The organism is Marinifilum fragile, assembly GCF_963677365.1.
Taxonomy (GTDB): domain Bacteria; phylum Bacteroidota; class Bacteroidia; order Bacteroidales; family Marinifilaceae; genus Marinifilum; species Marinifilum fragile.
This window is the reverse complement of sequence record NZ_OY781962.1, coordinates 2,439,155-2,461,530: the sequence shown is the minus strand read 5'-3', so window position 1 is coordinate 2,461,530 and position 22,376 is coordinate 2,439,155. Positions and strand designations below refer to the sequence as shown.

17 protein-coding genes are annotated in these 22,376 nt (G+C 35.7%); 15 read left to right on the top strand and 2 right to left on the bottom strand.

The genetic code is table 11. The features are described 5' to 3' along the window. The first annotated feature begins 68 nt into the window (after positions 1-68). The 10 genes from ACKPCA_RS09725 (at position 69) to ACKPCA_RS09680 (ending at position 12,985) form a co-directional block, all read left to right on the top strand. The gene (locus ACKPCA_RS09725) at positions 69-617 is read left to right on the top strand and encodes a hypothetical protein (protein WP_321278878.1); all 549 of its coding nucleotides are present in this window, start codon (positions 69-71) and stop codon (positions 615-617) included. A gap of 196 nt (positions 618-813) precedes the next feature. Further along, complete coding sequence (locus ACKPCA_RS09720; protein ID WP_321278877.1) at positions 814-1,191, top strand: hypothetical protein; 378 nt, start codon at positions 814-816, stop codon at positions 1,189-1,191. Between the two features lie 268 nt (positions 1,192-1,459). After that, on the top strand, positions 1,460-1,915 hold the full coding sequence (locus ACKPCA_RS09715; protein WP_321278875.1) for a hypothetical protein: 456 nt from the start codon (positions 1,460-1,462) through the stop codon (positions 1,913-1,915). A gap of 15 nt (positions 1,916-1,930) precedes the next feature. Then, positions 1,931-2,650, top strand: a complete 720-nt coding sequence (locus ACKPCA_RS09710) for an HAD family hydrolase (RefSeq protein ID WP_321278873.1) — start codon at positions 1,931-1,933, stop codon at positions 2,648-2,650. Continuing rightward, a complete protein-coding gene (locus ACKPCA_RS09705; protein WP_321278872.1) occupies positions 2,647-3,069 on the top strand; it encodes a DUF3788 domain-containing protein in 423 nt (140 codons plus the stop codon). The genes ACKPCA_RS09710 and ACKPCA_RS09705 overlap by 4 nt, the downstream gene beginning before the upstream one ends. 50 nt (positions 3,070-3,119) lie before the next feature. Beyond that, a complete protein-coding gene (locus ACKPCA_RS09700) occupies positions 3,120-3,557 on the top strand; it encodes an SRPBCC family protein (RefSeq protein WP_321278870.1) in 438 nt (145 codons plus the stop codon). Between the two features lie 71 nt (positions 3,558-3,628). After that, entirely contained in the window at positions 3,629-4,360 is a 732-nt protein-coding gene (locus tag ACKPCA_RS09695) for a hypothetical protein (protein WP_321278869.1), read from the top strand. Between the two features lie 868 nt (positions 4,361-5,228). Then, positions 5,229-8,297, top strand: a complete 3,069-nt coding sequence (locus tag ACKPCA_RS09690) for an ATP-binding cassette domain-containing protein (RefSeq protein WP_321278867.1) — start codon at positions 5,229-5,231, stop codon at positions 8,295-8,297. Positions 8,298-8,401: 104 nt separating this feature from the next. Beyond that, on the top strand, positions 8,402-11,419 hold the full coding sequence (locus tag ACKPCA_RS09685; protein ID WP_321278865.1) for a GH92 family glycosyl hydrolase: 3,018 nt from the start codon (positions 8,402-8,404) through the stop codon (positions 11,417-11,419). Between the two features lie 135 nt (positions 11,420-11,554). Further along, positions 11,555-12,985 carry a glycoside hydrolase family 47 protein gene (locus ACKPCA_RS09680; RefSeq protein ID WP_321278864.1) on the top strand — a complete coding sequence of 477 codons (1,431 nt, stop codon included), beginning with the start codon at positions 11,555-11,557 and terminating at the stop codon, positions 12,983-12,985. Positions 12,986-13,040: 55 nt separating this feature from the next. Here ACKPCA_RS09680 and ACKPCA_RS09675 read toward each other — a convergent pair whose 3' ends face one another. Together ACKPCA_RS09675 and ACKPCA_RS09670 are read right to left on the bottom strand one after the other, a co-directional pair. Next, positions 13,041-13,622: a peroxiredoxin-like family protein gene (locus ACKPCA_RS09675; RefSeq protein ID WP_321278862.1), complete on the bottom strand. Its 582-nt coding sequence runs from the start codon at positions 13,620-13,622 to the stop codon at positions 13,041-13,043. 218 nt (positions 13,623-13,840) lie between these two features. Next, the gene (locus ACKPCA_RS09670) at positions 13,841-14,254 is read right to left on the bottom strand and encodes an OsmC family protein (RefSeq protein WP_306739787.1); all 414 of its coding nucleotides are present in this window, start codon (positions 14,252-14,254) and stop codon (positions 13,841-13,843) included. Positions 14,255-14,502: 248 nt separating this feature from the next. Here ACKPCA_RS09670 and clpB point away from each other — a divergent pair, with 248 nt between their 5' ends. The 5 genes from clpB to ACKPCA_RS09645 all read left to right on the top strand — a co-directional run bounded on the left by clpB (position 14,503) and on the right by ACKPCA_RS09645 (position 22,359). Beyond that, positions 14,503-17,094: an ATP-dependent chaperone ClpB gene (gene clpB / locus ACKPCA_RS09665; protein WP_321278861.1), complete on the top strand. Its 2,592-nt coding sequence runs from the start codon at positions 14,503-14,505 to the stop codon at positions 17,092-17,094. 205 nt (positions 17,095-17,299) lie between these two features. After that, complete coding sequence (locus tag ACKPCA_RS09660; RefSeq protein WP_321278860.1) at positions 17,300-18,610, top strand: SPFH domain-containing protein; 1,311 nt, start codon at positions 17,300-17,302, stop codon at positions 18,608-18,610. Between the two features lie 195 nt (positions 18,611-18,805). Next, positions 18,806-20,239 carry an ADP-dependent glucokinase/phosphofructokinase gene (locus ACKPCA_RS09655; protein WP_321278859.1) on the top strand — a complete coding sequence of 478 codons (1,434 nt, stop codon included), beginning with the start codon at positions 18,806-18,808 and terminating at the stop codon, positions 20,237-20,239. A gap of 933 nt (positions 20,240-21,172) precedes the next feature. Further along, entirely contained in the window at positions 21,173-21,460 is a 288-nt protein-coding gene (gene citD, locus ACKPCA_RS09650) for a citrate lyase acyl carrier protein (protein ID WP_054720536.1), read from the top strand. Continuing rightward, positions 21,460-22,359 (top strand): HpcH/HpaI aldolase/citrate lyase family protein, encoded by a 900-nt coding sequence (locus tag ACKPCA_RS09645; protein ID WP_054720538.1) that lies wholly within the window; start codon positions 21,460-21,462, stop codon positions 22,357-22,359. Before citD ends, ACKPCA_RS09645 begins: the two co-directional genes overlap by 1 nt. Positions 22,360-22,376 lie beyond the last annotated feature (17 nt).

Genomic DNA, 22,376 nt, shown 5'->3' with positions numbered 1-22,376 from the left:
CGATTTTGTAATTCGTGCCTTAACAATGTAAAAGAGCTTTGTGTTACCATACTACAAGACAGAATAAAATGAAAAAACATATACTTATAATAGGATTGTTCTTATTGTCCTCTTGTAGAAATAATGACTGTTACATTGAAGAATCTTTGGTATTTCTAAATCAAATAGAAAGAGAATTTAATGATAAATCTGGTCTGTTTTTAATCCATTCATATGGGGCATATCTTCCACCAATTATCACAAGTCAGGATTTGGAATCAGAGTTAGCCATGTATTTGGGAAAAGATGTTCGGAAAATAATAAAAGAGCAGAAAAAATTGAGTGAGAATTTTGAAAATCAAATGCTAATCGCAGAAAACCAAATTCCAATAAAAGAGTTTCATTTTTTTATAGAGGAGATGAAAAGTAAAAATCTTCCCTTTTGGGAGAATTTGGTTGAAAAGTATAATTGTGTTTCCGGTATTTCTATCCCGATTTTTTCAGAGGATTACAAATATGCCTTTGTGTATGAATATTCGATGTATGGTAGATTAAATGGCGGAGGTTCATGTCGACTATACAGGAGAGAAGGTAATAAATGGTTGTTGGAAAAAACTTTTAATGAATGGATAAGTTAAATTCCTTAACTACTGCAAGCCTCTAACTGCCGCAAGTCTGTGACCCCCAGATGGCGCGAGTTTATGCTAACCGCACAGATGGTAGATGCTTTTAAGTCTCAATTTGTTAATACAAATGTTGAGAAAGCTATGGGGTGGTCTGCAGGAAGTGCTTCAAAATCGATTTTTTACTCAATTTATGAATATATGAGGGGAGATGGAAAGAAATAAAAAACTACATTTTATAGGTATTGGAATTTCTATTGGAATTTCTATAATGGCAATATTATTCCAGTATACAAGAGAGAAAGATGAAGCTCAGAATGGTTACTACGTTGCTGTAGCAAAGGTGTTGGAGTATAGGAAAAATAGACCTAAAGGTACAACAACCAGAAAGCATGTTTTAAAATTTAAGTATTGGAATGGCGAAAAATTTATTATCAAGATAAGAAATATAGAAATTGGAACTTATTATACTGATGATATTGTCCCTGGTGATTTGTTTATACTAAAGGTTTCTAAAACGAATCCCGATCTATATGACATTTTCTTTAATATAAAAGTTGATCCAGAATATGGTGTAAAAATACCTTAATTTAATGACATTGCGCTCGCGCTAGCTTTCGGACATTATAAACCTGGACTATCCGGGAGTAATGCAAAAAAGATATCATCCACAACCCAACAGATGAAAATGAATGGAATTGCTTTAGCTATTGGTTTCTCCATTGCCTTGTTGATGTTCTATTTTAAGGGGAATTTAATGTGGTTTTTAGAGAATGCTTTAAATAAATAAAATTCAAAATGTCAGGTTTAAAAGAACTAGATGGTTTAAATTAGTAGAATCAACAAAATTCATTAGCATGATACCAAAAGCAATTACCCCAAAAAACCAAATTACCTACCTGATAACCTTAATCGGTATCGTATACCTATCCATGGCCTGTACCGATGAAAAATTGGTGTACAATGCCTTGGATGAGGCCTACAAATCGCTGCAGGGAGAGTGGCAGTGGATAAAAACCAATAGTCCACGCACGCGAAGCGAGTTTACGCCCGCATCAGAAGGATACCAGGAAAAGATTGTATTCAAAACCAACGATACGGTGGAGTATTACAGAGATGAGGTGTTGAGTCACAAGTATCCATACCAACTAAAGTACAGAATCGATAACTCGCTTGATGCCAATAGCGATTCTACATTGGTTTTGGTCATAAATAAGGGAACGGAGTCCTACTTTTCTACAGAAAATGATACCTTAATCATCAACCAATCCTATGTAGATGGACCTGTTACTTATTATCGAAAGAGAAACTAGAAAAAAGAGGAATACATGAGAAAAATTGATGCGGTGCTTTGGGATTACGACGGAACTTTAGTGAATTCAGTTCCCAAAAATATTGATACGACCATTCAAATTTTATCGGTTGTTGCTCCTCGATTGACCAATGGAAATTTACCTGATTGTTTAAAAACCGAAGAAGCTTACCATATTGCAAATCATCAGGCAAAAAACTGGCAGGATTTGTATGTGAATTACTACGGCATGACCGAAGAAGAAATGTTGGAAGCAGGCCCACTTTGGACAGAGTTTCAATTGAAAAATACTACTCCGGTTGATTTGTTTTCGGAAATAGTACAAACGATAAAAGCCATTGATTTGCCACAAGGTATTTGCTCGCAAAATTCATCAGAGAATATTATGGGAGTCTTGAATAAGTACCAAATATCATCGAAGATGAATGCTGTAATTGGCTACGATGATGTTCCCAATAATATGCAGAAACCTTTTCCTTATGGCGGAATTAAATGTTTAGAGCAAATATATGATAGATTGGAAAAAAAGACCATTATATATGTTGGCGATCATGAAGGAGATGTGGAGTTTGCCAGAAATATTGAAAGGGAGTTGTGCGAGAATAGCAAGGTGATAGCAGTAACAGCAATGTATAGTGGAGCCAACACAAAGGAGTGGAAATATCAACCCGATTTTGAGATTAAGACACCAAGCGAACTGCTTGAAATAATAAATACATTAAACTCAAACCTATGACGGACATTAGCATTTTCCCCGACAAAGCCATAAAGCCCACATTAAATGATGTAGGAGATCAATTAGGCGATTTGTATCCCTTGTGGGAACGCATTTACAATTTGGTATACGAGAAATATCCCAATGCGACAGAAGAATGGAACTATCCTGGTAAAAACTATGGATGGAGCTTTCGCATAAAAGATAAGAAAAGAGCCATTCTCTACTTTTTACCAAGAGAGAATCGCTTTTTGGTGGCTTTTGTGTTTGGTCAAAAAGCCTATGATGAAATTATGCAGACAGATATTGCTGAAAGCATTAAAACAGACCTTTCGAATGCGAAGAAATATGCCGAAGGCAGAGGTGTAAGAATTGAAATTACCGATGAATCTCAACTAAGGGATATTGAGAAGTTGATCGAGATTAAGTTGAAGTATTGAATAAGCTTTCTTTAGCTATTAAGAATAAAGGAGCAAATAAAAATTTGCATATGACGAATAAGGATAACACTCCAATAATTACAGAACAAAGCTTCACCAAAAGCAAAGAACAAGTTTGGAAGGCCATTACCGATGCCAATGAAATGCGAAAATGGTTCTTCGCTGAGATGCCAGATCACAAGGCAGAAGTTGGTTTTACTACTCAGTTTAATGTTGATGCTGGTGAAAGGGAGTTTATGCACTTGTGGAATATTACCGAAGTGGTTCCAAAAGAGAAATTGGTTTGCCAGTGGGAATATGAAGGATATGATGGGCTTGCCGTGGTAACTTATGAACTATTTGAAGAAAATGAAGGTTGCAAAATTAGAGTAACAGCCACCGGAATAGAAACTTTCCCTAGTGATGTTCCCGAGTTCAGACGTGAGAGTTGCGAAGGTGGTTGGAAGTATTTTATCAACCAGAGATTAAAGGAGTATTTGGAGAAATGATGAAGCTGGTAAAATATTTGAGTCGATTTATAATATTCGTTCTTCTAACCATTCTAACGCAGATAGGCGGATTGATCTACTTAATTAGTGTCGTTATAAACAATAAGATTAGGCTAGCTTTTTGGGGTAAAAGGCTGGTGGTTTTTATAGTTTTATATGTCACAGCAAGCTTTCTGATTGTTCCATTTGTTGCTCCATGGTTTGGAAGAGAAAAGATTAGAAATAATGATAATTTGCAAGCAGCAACTTTTGCAACCGTTTTATTGAATCGAAACTATGTTACCACTGAAACCCATGATTTTTTGCAAAATATTTCCCAAAACCTAGCTGAAAATAATCCAGAAGTAAAAGCCCGGTACTTAGATGCTTGTTTCCCCTTTTTTGATGGTTTTCCTTTGTTGCCTCACTTGAGTCATAATGATGGTTGTAAGGTTGATTTTAGTTTGGTGTATGAAGATATCAATGGACAAATCGTAAACAAAAGTAAGTCTATAAGTGGATATGGCGTGTTTGAAAATCCACTAAGGAATGAGGTGGATCAGTGTAAAGATTGTATGCAAAAAGGATATTTTCAGTATGATTATCCAAAATATATGACCCTTGGAAGGATTAATGATGATATAAAGTTTTCTAAAAGTGGAACCAATGCTTTAATCGATGCTATTTTAAGTCAAAGAAAACTCACAAAGATGTTTATTGAGCCGCATTTGAAGCAGAGGCTAAAATTAGAGGATAAAAGAGTTAGGTTTCAAGGTTGCAGATCGGTGAGGCATGATGATCATATTCATGTTCAGATAAATTAATAAAAAAATCCGGGTCCCCACCCGGATTTTGAATCTAACCACTAAATGTAACCCAAATCACTAATCTATGAAAAAAACTTCGCGTTTTTTACAGTACAAATGTATGCTTGCTTACAGTGAATTGTTTTAAGCTGATGTTAAGTAATTATAATTTTATTGCTTGATACCATTGTATAAAAGAAAAATCCCAGACCAACTAGTCTGGGATTTTCTCTAACCACTAATTACTAACCTAAAATCTAACCTATGAAAAAACTTCTCTGTTTTGTATGATTCAAATGTAATTGATTAAAGCGTTAAGCGAACTGAACAAATGTTAAAGAAATTTAATACCATTTAAATTTCAGTGTGAGCTGTAGGAGAAAACTTGAATTGAAATGTCGTGATTTAATCAGTCAGCCATTGGGAGTCAAAAGGACTGATAACTTTAATGGATTAATAATAGGTTTAAATCTGACTCTTGGAAGGATTTGTTGGTGGATATACAAAAGAAAAATCCCGAACGGGCGTCCGGGATTCTCTCTAACCACTAATTACTAACCTAAATCTTTATTCTATGAAAATACTATCTTTTATAGTACATTACAAAGGTATGGCAAGAATTGGTTAAGACCTGAGAATAAGTGTTAAAAAACCTTAAAGAAGTTTGATCTTCAGAGAGATGGCAACTTAATAGAGAGCTATAGGTCTTTATTTGTGCGGGATTCAATGAATTTAAGGATAAAAAATTTTTTCAGTTGAAACTTAGAGCTTTAAATGATTTCTTTAGATAATGGTAAATATCTCTTTAAAACAGGAGTTTCCATAGCTCATTTTATTTATCTAAATTAGGCCTTGTTAAAACCAAAATCAATTCCAAACCTAGACTATGAATGAATCGTTACTGAAAGCCTTAATGAGACTTTTTGCCATCATTGTTGATGAGCAAAAGCTGGGATTCGAAACAGCAGCACGTGATGTTGTTGAAGGGTGGCTTCAGAAACAATTTAGCAAGGAGTGGACCGAAAAGTATCTACAGGATTTTGAGCGATATTTAAAGGATTCTCATTGCGATGAAACAGGAGAGGTTTGTTTTATAAACAAGCATCCACAAGTGAAAGATGTTTGTGAAAAATTGGTGGAGGAAGTAGAGCAGGAGCAGAAAGTTTGGATCATGCTTCAATTGCTCGAATTTATCGATGAAACGGAATATACTGGTTACGATGAATTAGATTTGGTAAAAACGGTTTCAAAAACCTTTAATATTCCCAAAAAAGAGTTCGAATTAAGTCGACAATTTTTGATTGGAGATGAACTGTCTATTCCTTTTAACGAACATCTGCTTTTAATTGACAATAGCGAGGATTGGTCGCATGAGGTGGTGAAACATATTCGGAGTGAGAAGCTTCGGGGAAGAATTTTTGTGCTGCATTTAGAAAGTACGAATACCTTCTTGATGAAATATTTTGGAGAGTATAACCTTTTCTTGAACGGACACAATATAAAAGTAGATAGAGCTTATCTTTTATCCTATGGTTCGGTTATTCGAAGTCATAGAATTGATCCGATTTATTACTCCCAGATTGCTTCCATTTATATTGAGAAGAAAAATCTCACTGATCTTCGGTTTATTGCAAAAAATATAGAATTCAAGTTCCCGGGTTCCAATAATGGAATTTATCCGGTTAGTTTGGAAATGAACTCTGGACAATTGGTTGGAGTGATGGGCGGTAGTGGTACCGGAAAATCTACTTTGCTAAATGTGTTAAATGGGAATTTATCCCTGCGTCAGGGAAATATCTATATCAATGGCTATGACCTTCATTTGGATAAAGATAAACTTGAAGGGGTTATTGGATATGTCCCGCAAGATGACTTGTTGGTTGAAGAACTAACGGTTTACGAGAACCTGTATTTTAATGCCAAACTTTGTTTTGATGGTACTTCGGATAAGAAAATAGAGGAAATCATAAACAAAACCATTGAGGATTTTGACTTGGTAGAAGCCAGGAATTTAAAGGTTGGTGATCCGATTAATAAAGTGCTGAGTGGAGGACAAAGAAAGCGATTAAATATTGCATTGGAGTTAATGCGCGAACCTTCGGTTCTCCTGGTTGATGAACCCACCTCAGGCTTATCCAGTATGGATTCTGAAAAGGTAATGATTCTTCTAAAACGTCAGGTTTTGAAAGGAAAATTGGTGATTTGTAACATTCATCAACCTTCGTCTGATATTTTTAAGCTTTTGGATAAGCTAATCATGATGGATCAAGGAGGCAAGGTAATCTACTTTGGGAATCCGATTGATGCTGTTGTTTATTTTAAAACCCAATCGCATTACGTAAAGGCCAACGAAAGTGAGTGTTTAACTTGTGGTAACGTTAACTCCGAACAGATTTTGCGAATTGTTGAGGCCAGAATGATGAACGAATATGGTAAGCAAATTCGTAAGCGCAAAAGAAGTTCTGATGATTGGTACGAACTTTATAAAGAGAATATTGAGAAGAAGAACAAGGTACATGGTTCTGGCAGAAAAAAATTGATTCCCAAGAACTTTTTTAGCATCCCAAAGCGTTGGGAGCAATTGAAAATTTATCTTACCAGAGACTTTAAAGCCAAACTGAGTAACAGGCAGTACATGCTGATTACCTTGTTGGAGGCACCACTTTTAGCCATTATTTTGGGATATTTTACCAAATACATTAGTGGTTCTGAATCCGATCATTTGGACTATGTATTTGCGAAGAATGAAAATATTCCCTCTTTTATTTTCATGGCAGTTGTTGTTGCCTTATTTCTGGGTTTGATTATTTCTGCAGAAGAAATTCTTCACGACCGAAGAATGATGAAGCGCGAGAAATTCCTGAATTTGAGTCGATGGAGTTATTTAAACTCCAAAGTCATCATCATGTTGATCATTTCGGCAATACAGAGTTTTTTATTTGTTGTTTTAGCTACCTACATTTTGGAAATTAAAGGCCTAACCTGGGAGTATTGGTTAATCCTGTATACGGCTTCGTCATGTGCCAATTTAATTGGCTTAAACCTGTCTGCTGGATTGAATTCTGTGGTAGCTGTTTATGTATCCATACCATTTATTTTGGTCCCGCAATTGCTGTTCTCAGGAGTCATTGTGAACTTTAACAAATTGCATCCTGCCATTACAACAAAAAAGTATGTTCCAATCGTTGGAGATTTAATGACTTCACGATGGGCTTACGAGGCTTTGGTGGTTGAGCAATTTAAGAACAATCAATTTGAGAAACAGTTTTTTCCATATGAGAAAGCGATGAGTGAATCGTCTTTTCGTTCATCCTTCCTGATTCCGGCCATGCAGCAAAGCTATAAATCATGGTTAAAGGAAAATAACGACAAACACTATAGAGTTTTTAAAAACGAACTGTTAAAGCTTTCCGATATTTATGCCTTTCCAACAGACTTGGAAGTAACTAAACGAGTTTTGCGAGATTCTTCGGCAAGAGTGCAAACCTGGCTCGAGCATGTTAAGCAAGCAGGCTGGAAAGAATATAAAGAACAATCAAATCATAGAGATCAGGTTTACGAAGAGATTATTGATGAACTTGGCGACAGAAAGAAAATTATTGAATACAAAAATACCCATCACAACGAGGCTATTGAGCAAATCGTAACCAACAGAAGAGAAATTAATAAGTTGATAAGGTATAAGGATGAATTTATTCAACTAAAAGATCCTGTTTTTCAGACTCCAACTAGTCAAAATGGGCGAGCTCAGCTATTTGCCTCACAAAAGCGACTTGGCAATTATTTAATTGATACATTTTGGTTCAATGTTACAATTATTTGGTTAACAACAATCATTTTTTATTTCTCCTTGTACTTTGATGTACTGCGCAGATTTCTATTACTAATTGAAATTTTATGGGTGACCATATTGCCTGAAGGTGATATCAGAATTAGACGAAAACGTCAGAAATAATAAAATATACCAGGGATTAATCATGAATTAATCAAAATCTTAACCATTGGGGATTTTATTTGCAGGATATATGCAGAGATGTAGTATCCTAAAGCAATTTATTCATGAAAAAATTAATTACAATATTCCTTTTGTTGTTTATCACATCTAGCCTTTTTGCGGATAAAAAGCAACTAATACAGTATGTCGATCCCATGATCGGAACCGATGGTCATGCCCACACATTTCCAGGGGCAACTTTACCTTTTGGTATGGTGCAGTTGAGTCCCAGTAATGATTTTAAAGCTTGGGATTGGTGTTCGGGTTATCACTATAGCGATTCTATATTAAAAGGGTTTGCACATACACATATTAGTGGAGCTGGTTTGGCTGGATTGGGTGATATTTTGTTGATGCCAACTTTAGGTGAAACAAAGATACAAGCGGGTTCAGAAGAAGATCCGGATAGTGGATTTCGCTCAAGATTTTCTCATGAAAAAGAGAAAGCATCTGCAGGATATTATGCAGTTGTTTTGGATGATTACGATGTAAAAGTTGAATTGACTTGTACGCCCAGAGTTGGGTTTCATAGATATACTTTCAATACTGCCGGGCAAGGAAATGTAATTCTTGATCCTACTCACAATATCATGGAAAATGTTCAGGCAACGGAAATTGAGATCTTATCGGATACGGAAATTAGAGGTTGGAAACACTGCAATGGTGAAGGAGGAGATAGAAAAGTGTATTTCTATGCAAATTTTTCAAAAGCATTCGAACAAAGTGGTGTTGCCATTGATGATCAAATTCAAACAGGTACAAAGAAAGCAACCGCCAAAAGAGTGAAAGGTTTCGTTAGTTTTGATGTGAATTCAGGAGAAAGCGTTGAAGTTAAGGTTGCACTTTCACACGTGAGTTATGAAGGAGCCAAAGCCAATTTCGATATTGAAGCAGAAGATATTTCATTTGATCAGACACTAAGCAAAGCTCAGAAACTTTGGGAAGATAAAATGAACAAGTTTCATATCGAAACGGATAAATTATCAGACAAGAGAAACTTCTACACTGCTCTTTATCATTCCATGATATCACCAAACTTGATTTCGGATGTTACCGGAGAATATATGGTGGAAGGAAAAAAATACCATTCTGATTTCGATCAATACAGCAACTTTTCTACTTGGGATACCTACCGTGCTGTTCATCCTTTAATGGCAATTGTGGAGCAAAAGAAAACCGTTGATTTTGTGAATTCGCTCTCATCAAGATACACCGATTCAAAAGTTGGTTTGCCAGTATGGGAATGCCTTGGGCACGATAATGTTTGTATGATAGGATACAGCACCGTTTCGGTTATGTCTGATGCCATATTGAAAGATATTGAGGGAATCGACAATCAGGCTGCCTATGATGCGATGAAAGCAGCAGCTTTTAATCTGGAAAAGCATAGTAATAGTTACGATGTAAATGGAATGAACTTTTATATCGATATGGATTTTGTTCCGGGTGAAATTGGAAGTTCTGTTTCGAAAACAACTGAATACAATTACTATGATTGGTGTTTGAGTCAGGTGGCTCATAAACTAGGAAAGAGGGATGATGCCTACCTATTCCAGCAAAGATCGAAAGGATATCGTAATTTATTTGATGAAAAATCAGGCTACCTTTTGCCTAAACTGCAGAATGGTAAATTGGTGAATGTGGACAAAAGCAAGTGGGATGGATTGGTGAAGAACTATGTGTCGGGTAACATTTGGGGATACTCTTCTTATGTACCTCACGATATGGCTTACTTAATGCAATTGCACGGAGGCAAGGGGAAGTTTGCATCCTGGCTGGATGAAATCTTTGCTGATGATTCTGAAATTGGAGGCTCACAGCATGTAGATATTTCTGGTTTTATTGGGAAATATGGTCATGGAGATGAACCATCTCATCAGATGCCTTACTTGTATGTTTATGCTGGTCAGCCATGGAAAACTCAGAAGTTGGTAAGAGAAATTCTTCCTCGCTTCTATCATGATCATCCTGCAGGCCTGGATAATAATGATGATTTGGGTCAAATGTCATCCTGGTATATTTTTGGATCTTTGGGATTTTATCCTGTTTGTCCGGGTAGTAACCAGTATCAAATTGGTTCTCCAGCCTATCAAAAGGCAAGCATTAATCTTGAGAATGGTAAGGTATTTACCGTTGTTGCCTATAACAATTCAGAAAAGAATATTTTCATCCAATCGGCAAAACTAAATGGAAAAGAATTTACCAAACCATTTATTACTTACGATCAAATTAAAAATGGAGGTGAGCTGGTTTTCGAAATGGGCAGTAAACCGAATAAATCATGGGGGAATTCAAAAGCTGATTTGAATGAACTAAATGGTATGAAAACCTCAAAGGAGTACAAGTTGCTCGAAGAGAAACAGGTTCTAATGCCTTACGTTAATGATATTGCTTTTAGTTTTGAGAAGAGTAAAATGGTAGAATTGCTTTGTGGTACAAATGGGGCCGAAATCAGATATACAATGGATGGTTCTGAACCTAATACGAATTCAGAAAAATATAAGAATCCAATAGTGATCAATGAGGATGCAACCATTAATGCTAAGGCATTCAAAGCTGGGCTAAAGGAGAGTGGAAGTTTACAGTTGCATTACCTAAAAGGAATTCCATTTAACTCCCAAACAGGCTATCCAAAAGTTAAGGTTGAAGGCAAAGATATTGGTTATGGTGAAAAATCAGGAGCTCAACTCATAGATGGCGGCTTTGGCTCAACAACCTTTAATGATGGATTTTGGACAGGTATAGACTTGAAAGATCTAGATGTTGATATTGATCTGGGGGAATCCAGAACCATTTGTGAAGTAAAACCTGGAATTCTAATTTATCCAGGAGCATGGATCTTTAATCCGGATGAAATCGAAGTATATGTTTCAAATGATCAAAAGAACTACCGACTGGTAAAAAATATAAACTTGGAATCTCCAAAAGATGAGCGCAGATATGTAACAAGACCTGCGATTGAATTTCCATCGATTAATTGCCGTTACTTAAGAATAACATTTAAAAACGGACCAATACCAGATTGGCACATGGCAGGAGGCAGGAAGCACTGGATTTTTGTTGACGAAATTCTAATCAATTAATCTTTTTTACATGGATTAATCAGATTTTTAGTGAATTAATCATGAATTAAATAAGATTTAATCGATTGACTTTACTTTGTGATTTCATTAAGCAAATGAGATTTAAATCCTCAGAACAAAGAAAACCTGTATATCATGAAAAAACGAAGTTGTTTGTTGCTTGGTTTGATTATAGTTCTTGCTGCATGTCAGCCCAAGCAAAGCAAAAAGGCGCCAGTGAAAATTAGTCCTTTGGCCGAGGAAGTGAAAAAAGAATTTGTACGTACCTGGGATGCTTATAAAAAGTATGCATGGGGGCATGATGTGTTGTTGCCATTGTCTAAATCATATCAGGATTGGTATGAAGAATCATTGCATATTTCCCCAATTGATGCCTATAGTACCATGAAGGTAATGGGGCTTGATGAACAAGCAAAAGAGGTTGAAAATTATGTGATTGACGTTATTAATTGGGATAAGGATTTGTTTGTAAAAACCTTTGAGGTGAACATTAGAATCATGGGAGGATTGCTTGCCATGTATGAGTACACTTACGATCCTAAAATTTTGTTGAAAGCAGAGGATTTTGGGAAAAGAATGTTGAAAGCATTTGATTCACCAACCGGTTTGCCTTACTATTGGGTAAATCTGAAAACCGGCGAAACCAAAGGAACTAAAATCAATTTGGCCGAAGCTGCTTCGTATATGTTCGAGTTGGGAATTTTGAGTTATTATACTGGTAATCCTGTTTACTATCAAACTGCAAAGAAGGCTAATATGGCCATCTGGGAAAGAAGATCAAAGCTTAATTTGGTTGCTGATTTAATTGATGTTGAAACAGGAGAATGGTTGAACGATCATTCGCACATTTGTGCAGGAGCTGATTCATACTATGAGTACTTGTATAAAAGTATGTTATTGTTTGGCGACAAGGATTCACAGAAAATGTGGGATGTAAGCATTGAAGCCATTAACAAATATGTTGCAGAAGAAGATGAGAAGAGTTTATGGTATGGTCGTGTGAATATGCATACTGCCGAGCGTGATTGTATCGATCCACATTCAGGTCGTCAGTTTGCTAGTGTAGTAACTCTTTACGATGCATTCTTCCAATCGATTCTTGCATTGGATGGGGATTTAAGAAGAGCTGAAAAAACTCAGGATACATGGAACAACCTATGGAATAAGTATGGATTGGAGCCAATGATTTACGATTATAAAGATAGTGAGCCAACCTATCCTGTATATGATTTGAATCCTGAAATTATCGAATCGGCTTATTACTTGTTCCACATTACCGGGAAGCAAAAATATTACGATATGGCGGAGAAGTATTGGTCAGATATTAAAAAATACTGTAGAACTGAGATTGCATTCTCGTCGGTTGAAGATGTTAGAACCATGAAGAAAAAAGATTACATGCCAACATTCTTTTTTGCAGAAACATTTAAATATCTGTATCTAACATTTACCAAAGAAACAGGAGAGTTTAATTTGGATAACTATGTTTTTAATACTGAAGCGCATCCATTTCCAAAAAAATCATTTGAACCAGAGAAGGTGAAGAAGAACCTGGGATTGGAATAAAACTTTGAAATTAGATTTTAATTTGGGGCTGTATAGATATGCAGCCCCATTCTTTTTACAAATGCTGCAATATATCTTTAGCATTTGATCTTTTTTTGTAATCAGGATCATATTGAACATACTTCACCTTACCATCTTTTCCTATGATATAGGTTGCCGGTACAGGCAATAATTGGTCACTATTACCATTCGAAACGCTTAGATCTACACCATAGTTTTTGTATTTTTTTTGCAAGTCCTCAGGTAACATGAATTCAACACCAAATTTCTTCATGATTTTGCTGTTTTCATCATACAATACTGGATATTCTGCATTTGTTTTTTCAATGGTTTTATCCACATTAATAGGAATTTCAGGCGAAACTGCTACCAACTGAGCACCAGCTTTTTTGAATTTATCAACATTTTCCTGTAAGTGTGAAAGGTGTTTGTTACAGTATGGACACCATTCTCCACGATAAAATACTACGATTAATTGTTCTTTTTTTAGGATATCAGAACTTTTAACGAGATTTCCATTTTGATCTTTGGCTTCAAACATAGGTGCTTTATCGCCAACTTTAATGGTACTTGTTTCTCTTTGTGCATAGCCGTTAAGACTAACCAGTAATATTAATAATCCTAATATTCTTTTCATGATATAAAACTTTAAAAATAAAACACAAAATAGTCTTTTATTTTTACTCTTTTTTAATGTCATTGATCATGAAAGAGTTAAAGATTTGTTAATGGCTTGATTTTAGAAATGAGAATAAGCTTATTTTGTTCCGATAATTAATAATCGGTATTAATTTATGCAATAAAAAAATCCCTTACCAAAGGCAAGGGATACAAATATTGTGGTACAGACTGTGCTTATGCGTTCTGCATTTTTTCAATCTTATAAGTAGTGTTTACACCAGCTTGGTGGAATAGTACTCCTACAGGACACATTTTCAAGGTCTGCTGAAGACATTTTTCAATTTTCTCGTCGCTAGCTTCAGAATCAATTTTTAACTCAACTTCAACATCTGTAAAAGTTGGAGCTCCATCTTTTTGAGATCCGATCGTGTCTACAACCAATGCTTCGAATTCAATGCGCATTTTCTTCGCTACAAGGTTAAAGATTGTGTTCACACAACCAGAATAGCTCATTAAACATACTTCGAATGCTGTTGCACCAAGATCTTCTCCACCTTTTGCTTCTGGTAAATCAATTGTGATTTCATGACCTCTGTTGTCTGTAATTACCGATGACATTCCTTTTGTCCAGGTAGTTGTTGCTTTCATATGATAATATTTTCTAATGTTTTTTGAATTTAGTTGGCAAATATATATAAATATCCATATATATTAGGTTTAGATCATGTTAAATTGAGTTAATCGGAAAATGTTTCAGAAAAAATTTTAACAATATGTCAAATTGACTGAAAGATTGTGTCTTATTCAGACATTATTTCAGATTTTGAGAAATGGCAAATAATTTGAAATCTCTTGGGTGGTTTTGAAACAAAGAAAAAGAATAAATAACACAGAATATGAACTTTAATAATTTCACAATTAAATCGCAGCAGGCAATCGAGAAAGCATTTCAGATTGCTCAAGGAAATCAGCAGCAGGCTATCGAAACAGCTCACTTGTTGAAAGGGATTTTTTCGGAGGGAGAGAATGTTGCTGGTTTCTTGATGAATAAACTTGGAGTGAATGTCCAAAACTTTAATATGGTATTGGATAAGATTCTGGAATCATTGCCTAAGGTTAGTGGTGGAGAGCCATATTTATCGAGAGAAGCAAGTGCTGTTTTACAGGAAGCTGTTGGTGTATCAAGCAAAATGGGCGACCAGTTTGTTAGCATCGAACATATTTTATTGGCACTTGTAAAAGGGAGAGATCAAATTGCACAACTATTTAAGGATAATGGAGTGTCGGAGAAGGAACTTACTGCCGCCATTAAAGATTTGAGAAAAGGAGCTAAGGTTGATTCACAAACGGCTGAAGATACTTTTAATTCCTTGAGTCGATTTGCCGTTGATTTGAATGATAGGGCAAGAAATGGAAAACTCGATCCGGTAATTGGGAGAGATGAGGAGATTAGAAGAATTCTTCAAATTCTTTCGCGAAGAACCAAGAATAATCCAATTCTGATTGGGGAACCAGGAGTTGGTAAGACTGCCATTGCTGAAGGTTTGGCACATAGAATTATAAAGGGTGATGTGCCGGATAATTTGAAAAGTAAAAAGATCTTTTCGCTTGATATGGGGGCTTTGATAGCTGGTGCCAAATACAAAGGTGAATTCGAGGAGCGACTAAAATCAGTAGTGAAAGAGGTGGTAGAATCGGATGGTGAAATTGTACTCTTTATAGATGAAATTCATACTTTGGTGGGAGCAGGAAAAAGCGAAGGAGCAATGGATGCTGCCAACATCTTAAAACCAGCATTGGCTCGTGGCGATTTGCGTGCCATTGGCGCAACTACTTTAAACGAATACCAAAAATATTTCGAGAAAGACAAGGCTTTAGAGCGTAGGTTTCAGAAAGTGATGGTTGATGAGCCTGATACACTTAGCGCGATTTCTATCCTTCGCGGATTGAAGGAACGTTACGAAAATCACCATAAGGTTCAAATTCGCGATGAGGCTATTATTGCGGCTGTTGAGCTATCGCAACGATACATTTCGGATCGTTTCCTTCCGGATAAAGCAATTGACTTGATAGATGAAGCAGCTGCCAAACTTCGTCTGGAAATGAATTCATTACCAGAGGAACTCGATGAGATTGAAAGAAAGATCAAGCAGTTGGAAATTGAAAAGTTAGCTATTCAACGAGAAGGTGATTCGAAAAAGCAGGATGAATTGGCGCGTGAAATTGCTGAGCTAAATGATGAAAGATTGAAGTATCGTGCTAAGTGGGAAGCAGAGCGTGAGGTGATTGATGGTATTCAGAAGAATAAGGAGTTGTTGGAATCTTTGAAGTATGATGCTGAAAAAGCAGAGCGTGAAGGTGATTATGGAAGAGTCGCAGAAATCCGCTACGGAAAGCTTAAAGAGGTTGAAGAAGAAATTGAAGCTCTGAACGAAAAGTTAAAACAAAACCAGAACTCTGATGCCTTAATCAAAGAAGAAGTGATGAATGATGATATTGCTGAGGTGGTATCACGTTGGACTGGTATTCCTGTAAATAGAATGCTGAAAAGTGAACGCCAAAAGTTAATGTCGCTAGAAGAGGAATTGCACAAACGAGTTGTTGGACAAGATGAAGGAATTTCGGCAGTAGCCGATGCAGTAAGGAGAAGTCGTGCAGGTTTGCAGGATGCAAAAAGACCGATTGGTTCGTTTATTTTCTTGGGTACAACTGGTGTTGGTAAAACAGAGTTGGCTAAGGCTTTGGCTGAATTTCTTTTTGATGATGAAAATCAGATGACACGTATTGATATGTCTGAGTATCAGGAAAGGCATTCTGTTTCAAGGTTAATTGGTGCACCTCCAGGATATGTTGGTTACGATGAGGGTGGCCAGCTGACAGAAGCTGTTCGCAGAAAACCATACTCAGTTGTTCTTTTAGATGAAATTGAAAAAGCTCATCCTGATGTTTTCAATATCCTGCTTCAGGTATTGGATGATGGCAGGTTAACTGACAATAAAGGAAGAGTAGTCGATTTTAAGAATACCATTGTAATCATGACCTCTAATGTTGGGTCACATCTGATTCAGGAAAAAATCGAAAAGATGAATGAGAGCAATAAAGGAGAAATGCTATGGCAAGCTAGGAATGAAGTCTTAGAGCTTTTGAAAAAGAGTATTCGACCTGAGTTTTTAAATAGAATTGATGAAACGATAGTATTTACTCCTTTAGATAGAGAGGAAGTAAAGCGAATTGTAGGCTTGCAGTTTAAGTCAGTTCAGCAGATGCTTTCCAAGAATGATATTAGCATTGATTTAAGTGAATCGGCTGTGGAATATCTTGGGAATTTGGGCTTTGATCCACAATTTGGAGCTAGACCAATTAAGCGAGTATTGCAAAAGCAAGTATTAAATGAACTGTCAAAACAGATACTGTCCGAAAACATTACAGCCAACCAAAAAATATTGGTGGATGTACAAGATGGAAGCCTTGTATTTAGGAATGTTTAGCAATTTCATTGAATAAAAAAACTTTAATTAATGGAAAGCTCATCTACAAGGTGAGCTTTTTTGTTTAAGAAATATCATGTAAAAAAACAGGTTTCACGGTGTAGAAATCGCCTTAGTCGAAAACGAACATAAAAATAATAACGCTTTCAATTTTAAATTATACTTTGGTCCTTGAATTAGAAAATCAATTAAACCAAATTAATTTATGATTGTATTAGGAGTTATTATTGTATTAGCAGGATTGGCAATGCTATTATTAAAACCATTGTTGATTAGTAAGTCACAAGCATTTTCGAGACTTACTTCCAGGTTTTCCCTTGGCGTAATTGGGTCGGGAGTTGTTATGATTATTTTACCATTTATGTTTTTCTGGGCGGAGCCAGGGTATCAGTATTTTGTTGTTTATCCTAATGGAGGAAAGGATGCTGTAATGACAGAAGGAATTAAATGGAGAGGTTTTGCAAAAATTATTCCTTGGCAGAAATATATTGATGTTAAGGTTGTGAGCAAGGGAGAGAAGAGTGATGATATCGAAGGAGTGATGAATCCAATTCCAATTCGTTTCATCGATCAGGTAACAGCTTCGGCAAAATTGTCTACTCGTTTCCAATTGCCTACGGATAAAGAATCATTTATAGAAATGGCAATTGAGTTTAGGTCACTTCAAAACTTAGCGCAAAATACTTTGATTCCAACAGTACGTGAGGTTGTATCAAATACAGGTTATATGTTTGCAGCACAAGATTATATTTCAGGATCTGCATCGGACTTTAGGGTAGCTATTGAGGATCAGTTGAAGGATGGAGCTTATAGTGTTGAAAAATTGGAGTATCGCGACACTATAGTTTCTTCGATTGAGGATAGTGATCGTGAAATTAAAGAAATTCAAACACGTTATGAGGTGAAAAAAAGAAAAGACGAAAATGGAAAATTCATTCGTATTCCTCATGATATTAATGAGAATAACATTATTGTAGCTCAGGTTATTGTTGATGATGTTATACTTGAAGCAGTATTTAAAAAACGATTGGAAGCGCAGCGTGATGAATCGGCTAAAAGACAATTAGAGCAACAAAAAATTAAGACTGCGAAAGATGCCCAGGCGCGTATTGTTGCTGAAGGGGAAAGAGATAAAGCCGCAGAACGTGTTGCCCAGGAAAAAGAGCAGGTAAAAGCCTTAATTTCCATTGAAACCAAGTTGAAGCAAGAGGAAACAAACAAACGACTTGCTGCGATTGCACTTGAGACAGAGAAGCTTAAATCAGCTGCTAAAAAAGTAGCTGCAGATGCAGAATCTTATCAAAATGCAAAGTTAGTTTCGGCTGGTTTAACACCTCAGGAGAGAGCTCAAATCGAAAAAGAAATTGCAATTGGTGTTGCTAAAGAGATTGCCAAAATTAAATTCCCAGATGTAATGATTACTGGCAATGATGGCAAAAACGGTAAAACACCACTTGAATCATTAATTGGTGCAGCTATGGCAAATCAGTTAATGGATACGAAATTGAAAAAATAGTCCTTTTAATTTTCGAAATTCAGTTATGGCCTTCGCAAGTAAATTGCGAGGGCTTTTTTTTATGTGTTTACTGCAAACCGTTGCGGTAAAAAATTGAACGAAAATCACTTCGACATTAAATTTTTGATCAATAATTGCATTAATTTGCTAGTTAAACTTGTGATTTTAACTGAATAATAAAATAAAACATCTCAAATGTCAAAAAGTGAATTAAAAGCTGTCTGGCTTAAGAATTATAGTACAGCCCCTGAGCAATTAGAGAAAATGGGAGAGATTAAAGGTTTAATAAGTGCCTTTAATGCAAATGTTGATGCTGTAATTAAGGTAAGTGGAAAAGATGTAGAGAAGTTGGTTGAAAACAATAAGCTTGATACAAATTTAATTATATCTGAAGAAGAGAAAGCAATTAGAAAAAATGAAGATGCAATACGAGGTATTCTTCACTGCTTTAAAGGTGGTATTGCTGAGGAATGGTTAATTGAAGATGTTGAAGTGTTTTATTGGTTGAATAAGAATGTTGGGTATGATAAATTGCAAATGGGAGGCCAGGGAGGAATCGTTGCAAATGCAATGGCTGTGTGCGGTGTGCAAAATGTTTATGTGCATTGTGCATCTGCTCCTAAAGAGCAATCTCAATTGTTTCTGGACTTACCAAACTTATTAACCACTGATGAGAATGGAGAGCTAAAACAAGCCTTTAATGTTGATCGTAAAGATGATAATGCATTAATTCACTGGATTATCGAATTTGACAGGGGAGATACTTTAACCATTGGAGGAGAAACTTACACTTGCCCTAAAGCAAATCGCTTTATTGCTACTTATGATCCTTTGAATTTTAAGCTTCATATTGATGATAACTTTAATAAAAGAATGGCGAAGGATGATGTAAATCCAGAGTATATCATTTTATCTGGTTATCAGATGTTGCATGAAACTTTAGCTGATGGAACTAAAGGTGCTGACAGAATTGAGCTATCAAAAAAGATGATTGCCGAATGGAGAAAATCCTGTCCGGATAATCTTCTTCACCTTGAGGTGGCATCAACTCAGGATAAAGTGGTCAGAAAACATTTAATTGATAGTCTTGTTCAGGATGTTGATAGTCTCGGATTTAATGAGCGAGAATTGATTGATATTCTTGAAGTTATTGGAGAAGAAGAATTGGCACAAGAGTGTGATCAGAATACCGATGCAGCAAATCTATTTAAAGGGATGTTAAAGGTATATGATTATACCAAGTGTCCGAGAATGCAGTTGCATATGTTTGGTTTGTATGTAACTCTTCAGCGAAAAGGATTTAAGGTAACTCCATTACAAAACAGAAATGGAATGCAGTTAGCAGCAACGGTTGCGGCAGCTAAAGCTGGAACTGGTGCAATTAATAGTAAAGATGTTTTAATGTGGGCCAAAGATCATAAAGTATCGGATGTTGGTTTGAACGAACTTGAAGGGCTAAGCAATACGGTTAATGGTATTTTTGGTGAAAATGAAATGTTGGTTTCAGGTATTTATTCCAATGAAGAAATTGAAGTAATTGCTGTTCCAACAATTTTAATTGAAAAACCTGTTACCCTGGTAGGAATGGGTGATACCATTTCATCGGTATCATTGGTTGGCGCTGTTTAAATAAAAATATAATTGTCAATGAAGAGGAGTTTTTGGGATTATACCTAATTGCTCCTTTTTTTGGAAATAAAAATAGCCCATGTTGTGGTACAGGGCTATTTTCGCTTCATTCGAAACTGTTTGTGTGGAACAGTTCATGCTAACTCTAACTTTACTAAACTAATCTATAATAAGTCAATTTATTCTTTAACAATGCGAAATTAGGTTGAGTCCCTTAATTTTTAGCTTAATTGTCGATTAATGATGAGGTAAAAGAATTAATCATCTATTAAATTTTAAGAATTGGATGAGAAATAAGCAGTGCAATTTTTTTTATGAAAATGTTAGAGCTGTAATGTTAACAGAAATATTTCTTTAATAGACACTTAAAAACTGATAGTGAATTTTTAGAGTTAAAGAATAAATAAAAATAAAAAAGACAATGAATAATTTTTCAGAAAACGTTTGCGTAAATAGAAAAAATACACTTATATTGTGGCGTATTTAAAAAGTAAGCACAATTACCATTTGTAACTTTACTAATCACACAATTGATTTTCTTGTTGTTAAACAAGTAAAATCTAACCACTAACTAATCGCTAACAATTGAAGGCTTCGCATTTGCGAGGCCTTTATTGTTTCTTATGTGGTGTATATTTTCTGTTTAAAATGATATCTAATATGCATATGTAAAGGATAAATACTGATTTTTTATATTTAATTGCAAAAATATTTACCAGCTTAATTATGCGAATAGTAAGAAATGTAAATACTTACAAAAATAGTCTGTTAATAACAGGCTGATATGCAATCGTTTCCTAGGGGTGTTTTATAACAGTACGTAATTAACTACAAAAATCTTTAAAAGTGCTTTGATTTCTATAGAAAGACATTAAAATTTGCAAAATCAATTATTAAAATTCTTACGGAATAATTAAACTAATATCATTAACAATGACACCTAAGTTTAAAGCGCAAGCCGGAACTTTCGAATCAAGCGATATCATGGTCTTGATCGAACCTGTATCAGAGGAAACCGGTCGCCAAATTGATATCTCATCTACTGTGATGTTGCAGTTCGAGGAAGATATCAAAAATACAATTAATCAGGTTTTGGATGATTTGGACATCCAGAATGTACACTTGATTGCAAAAGATAAGGGAGCTCTTACGCCAACAATTAAGGCTAGAGTTGAAGCTGCTGTTAAACGTTCTTTAGGTATTCAGGAGGGTACAATGTAATGGCTAGAAAGAAAAGAAGATCAATGTTGTACATTCCGGGAAATAATCCTGCAATGATTCAACAAGCCGGAGTTTACGGTTGTGATGCTGTATTGTTAGATTTGGAAGATGCTGTGGCATTGAACCAAAAAGATGCAGCAAGAATCTTGGTTCGTAACATGTTACAAAGCGTTGAATTTTACGATACAGAAGTTTGTGTACGTGTAAATAATATGCATACTCCATTTGGATTGGCAGACTTGGAAGAAATTGTGCCTTTGCAGCCTGATAATATCAGATTTCCAAAAACGGAGTCTGTTCAGGATGTGAAAGATTTCATGAAAGAGGTTCGTAGAATCGAAAAGGAACATGGAATTAAGAAGCCAACCATGACGATTCATGTAATGATCGAAACAGCTAAAGGTGTTGCAAATGTATACGAAATTGCAGGTGCAGATCCACGAATTGATGCAATTACAATTGGTGGTCAGGATTTAACTGCAGATATGGGTATCGTAAAAACTCCTGATGGAGTAGGTATTGATTATGCTCGTAAGCGCATTGTAATGGCAGGTAAAGCACACGGTTTAGATGTTCTTGATACCGTATTTGCTGACATTAATGATGAGGAAGGTCTTCGTGAAGAAACCGAGTACATTAAAAAGATTGGTTTTGCTGGAAAAGCATTAATCAATCCTCGTCAGGTAGATGGTGTTCACGAAGTGTTCAACCCAACCGAAAATGAGGTAAGAAAAGCTTACCGTGTTTATTCAGAATTTATTCGAAATAAAAATGCTGGTATTGGTGTGTTTGCAATTGACGGCAAAATGGTTGATGCTCCTGTAGTTCAGAGAGCAATTACCGTTCTGGAATATGCCAATATCGATTTAAAAGAAATCGAAGAGTCGGTTGCAAGTTAACAGTTATTCCTGTTTAC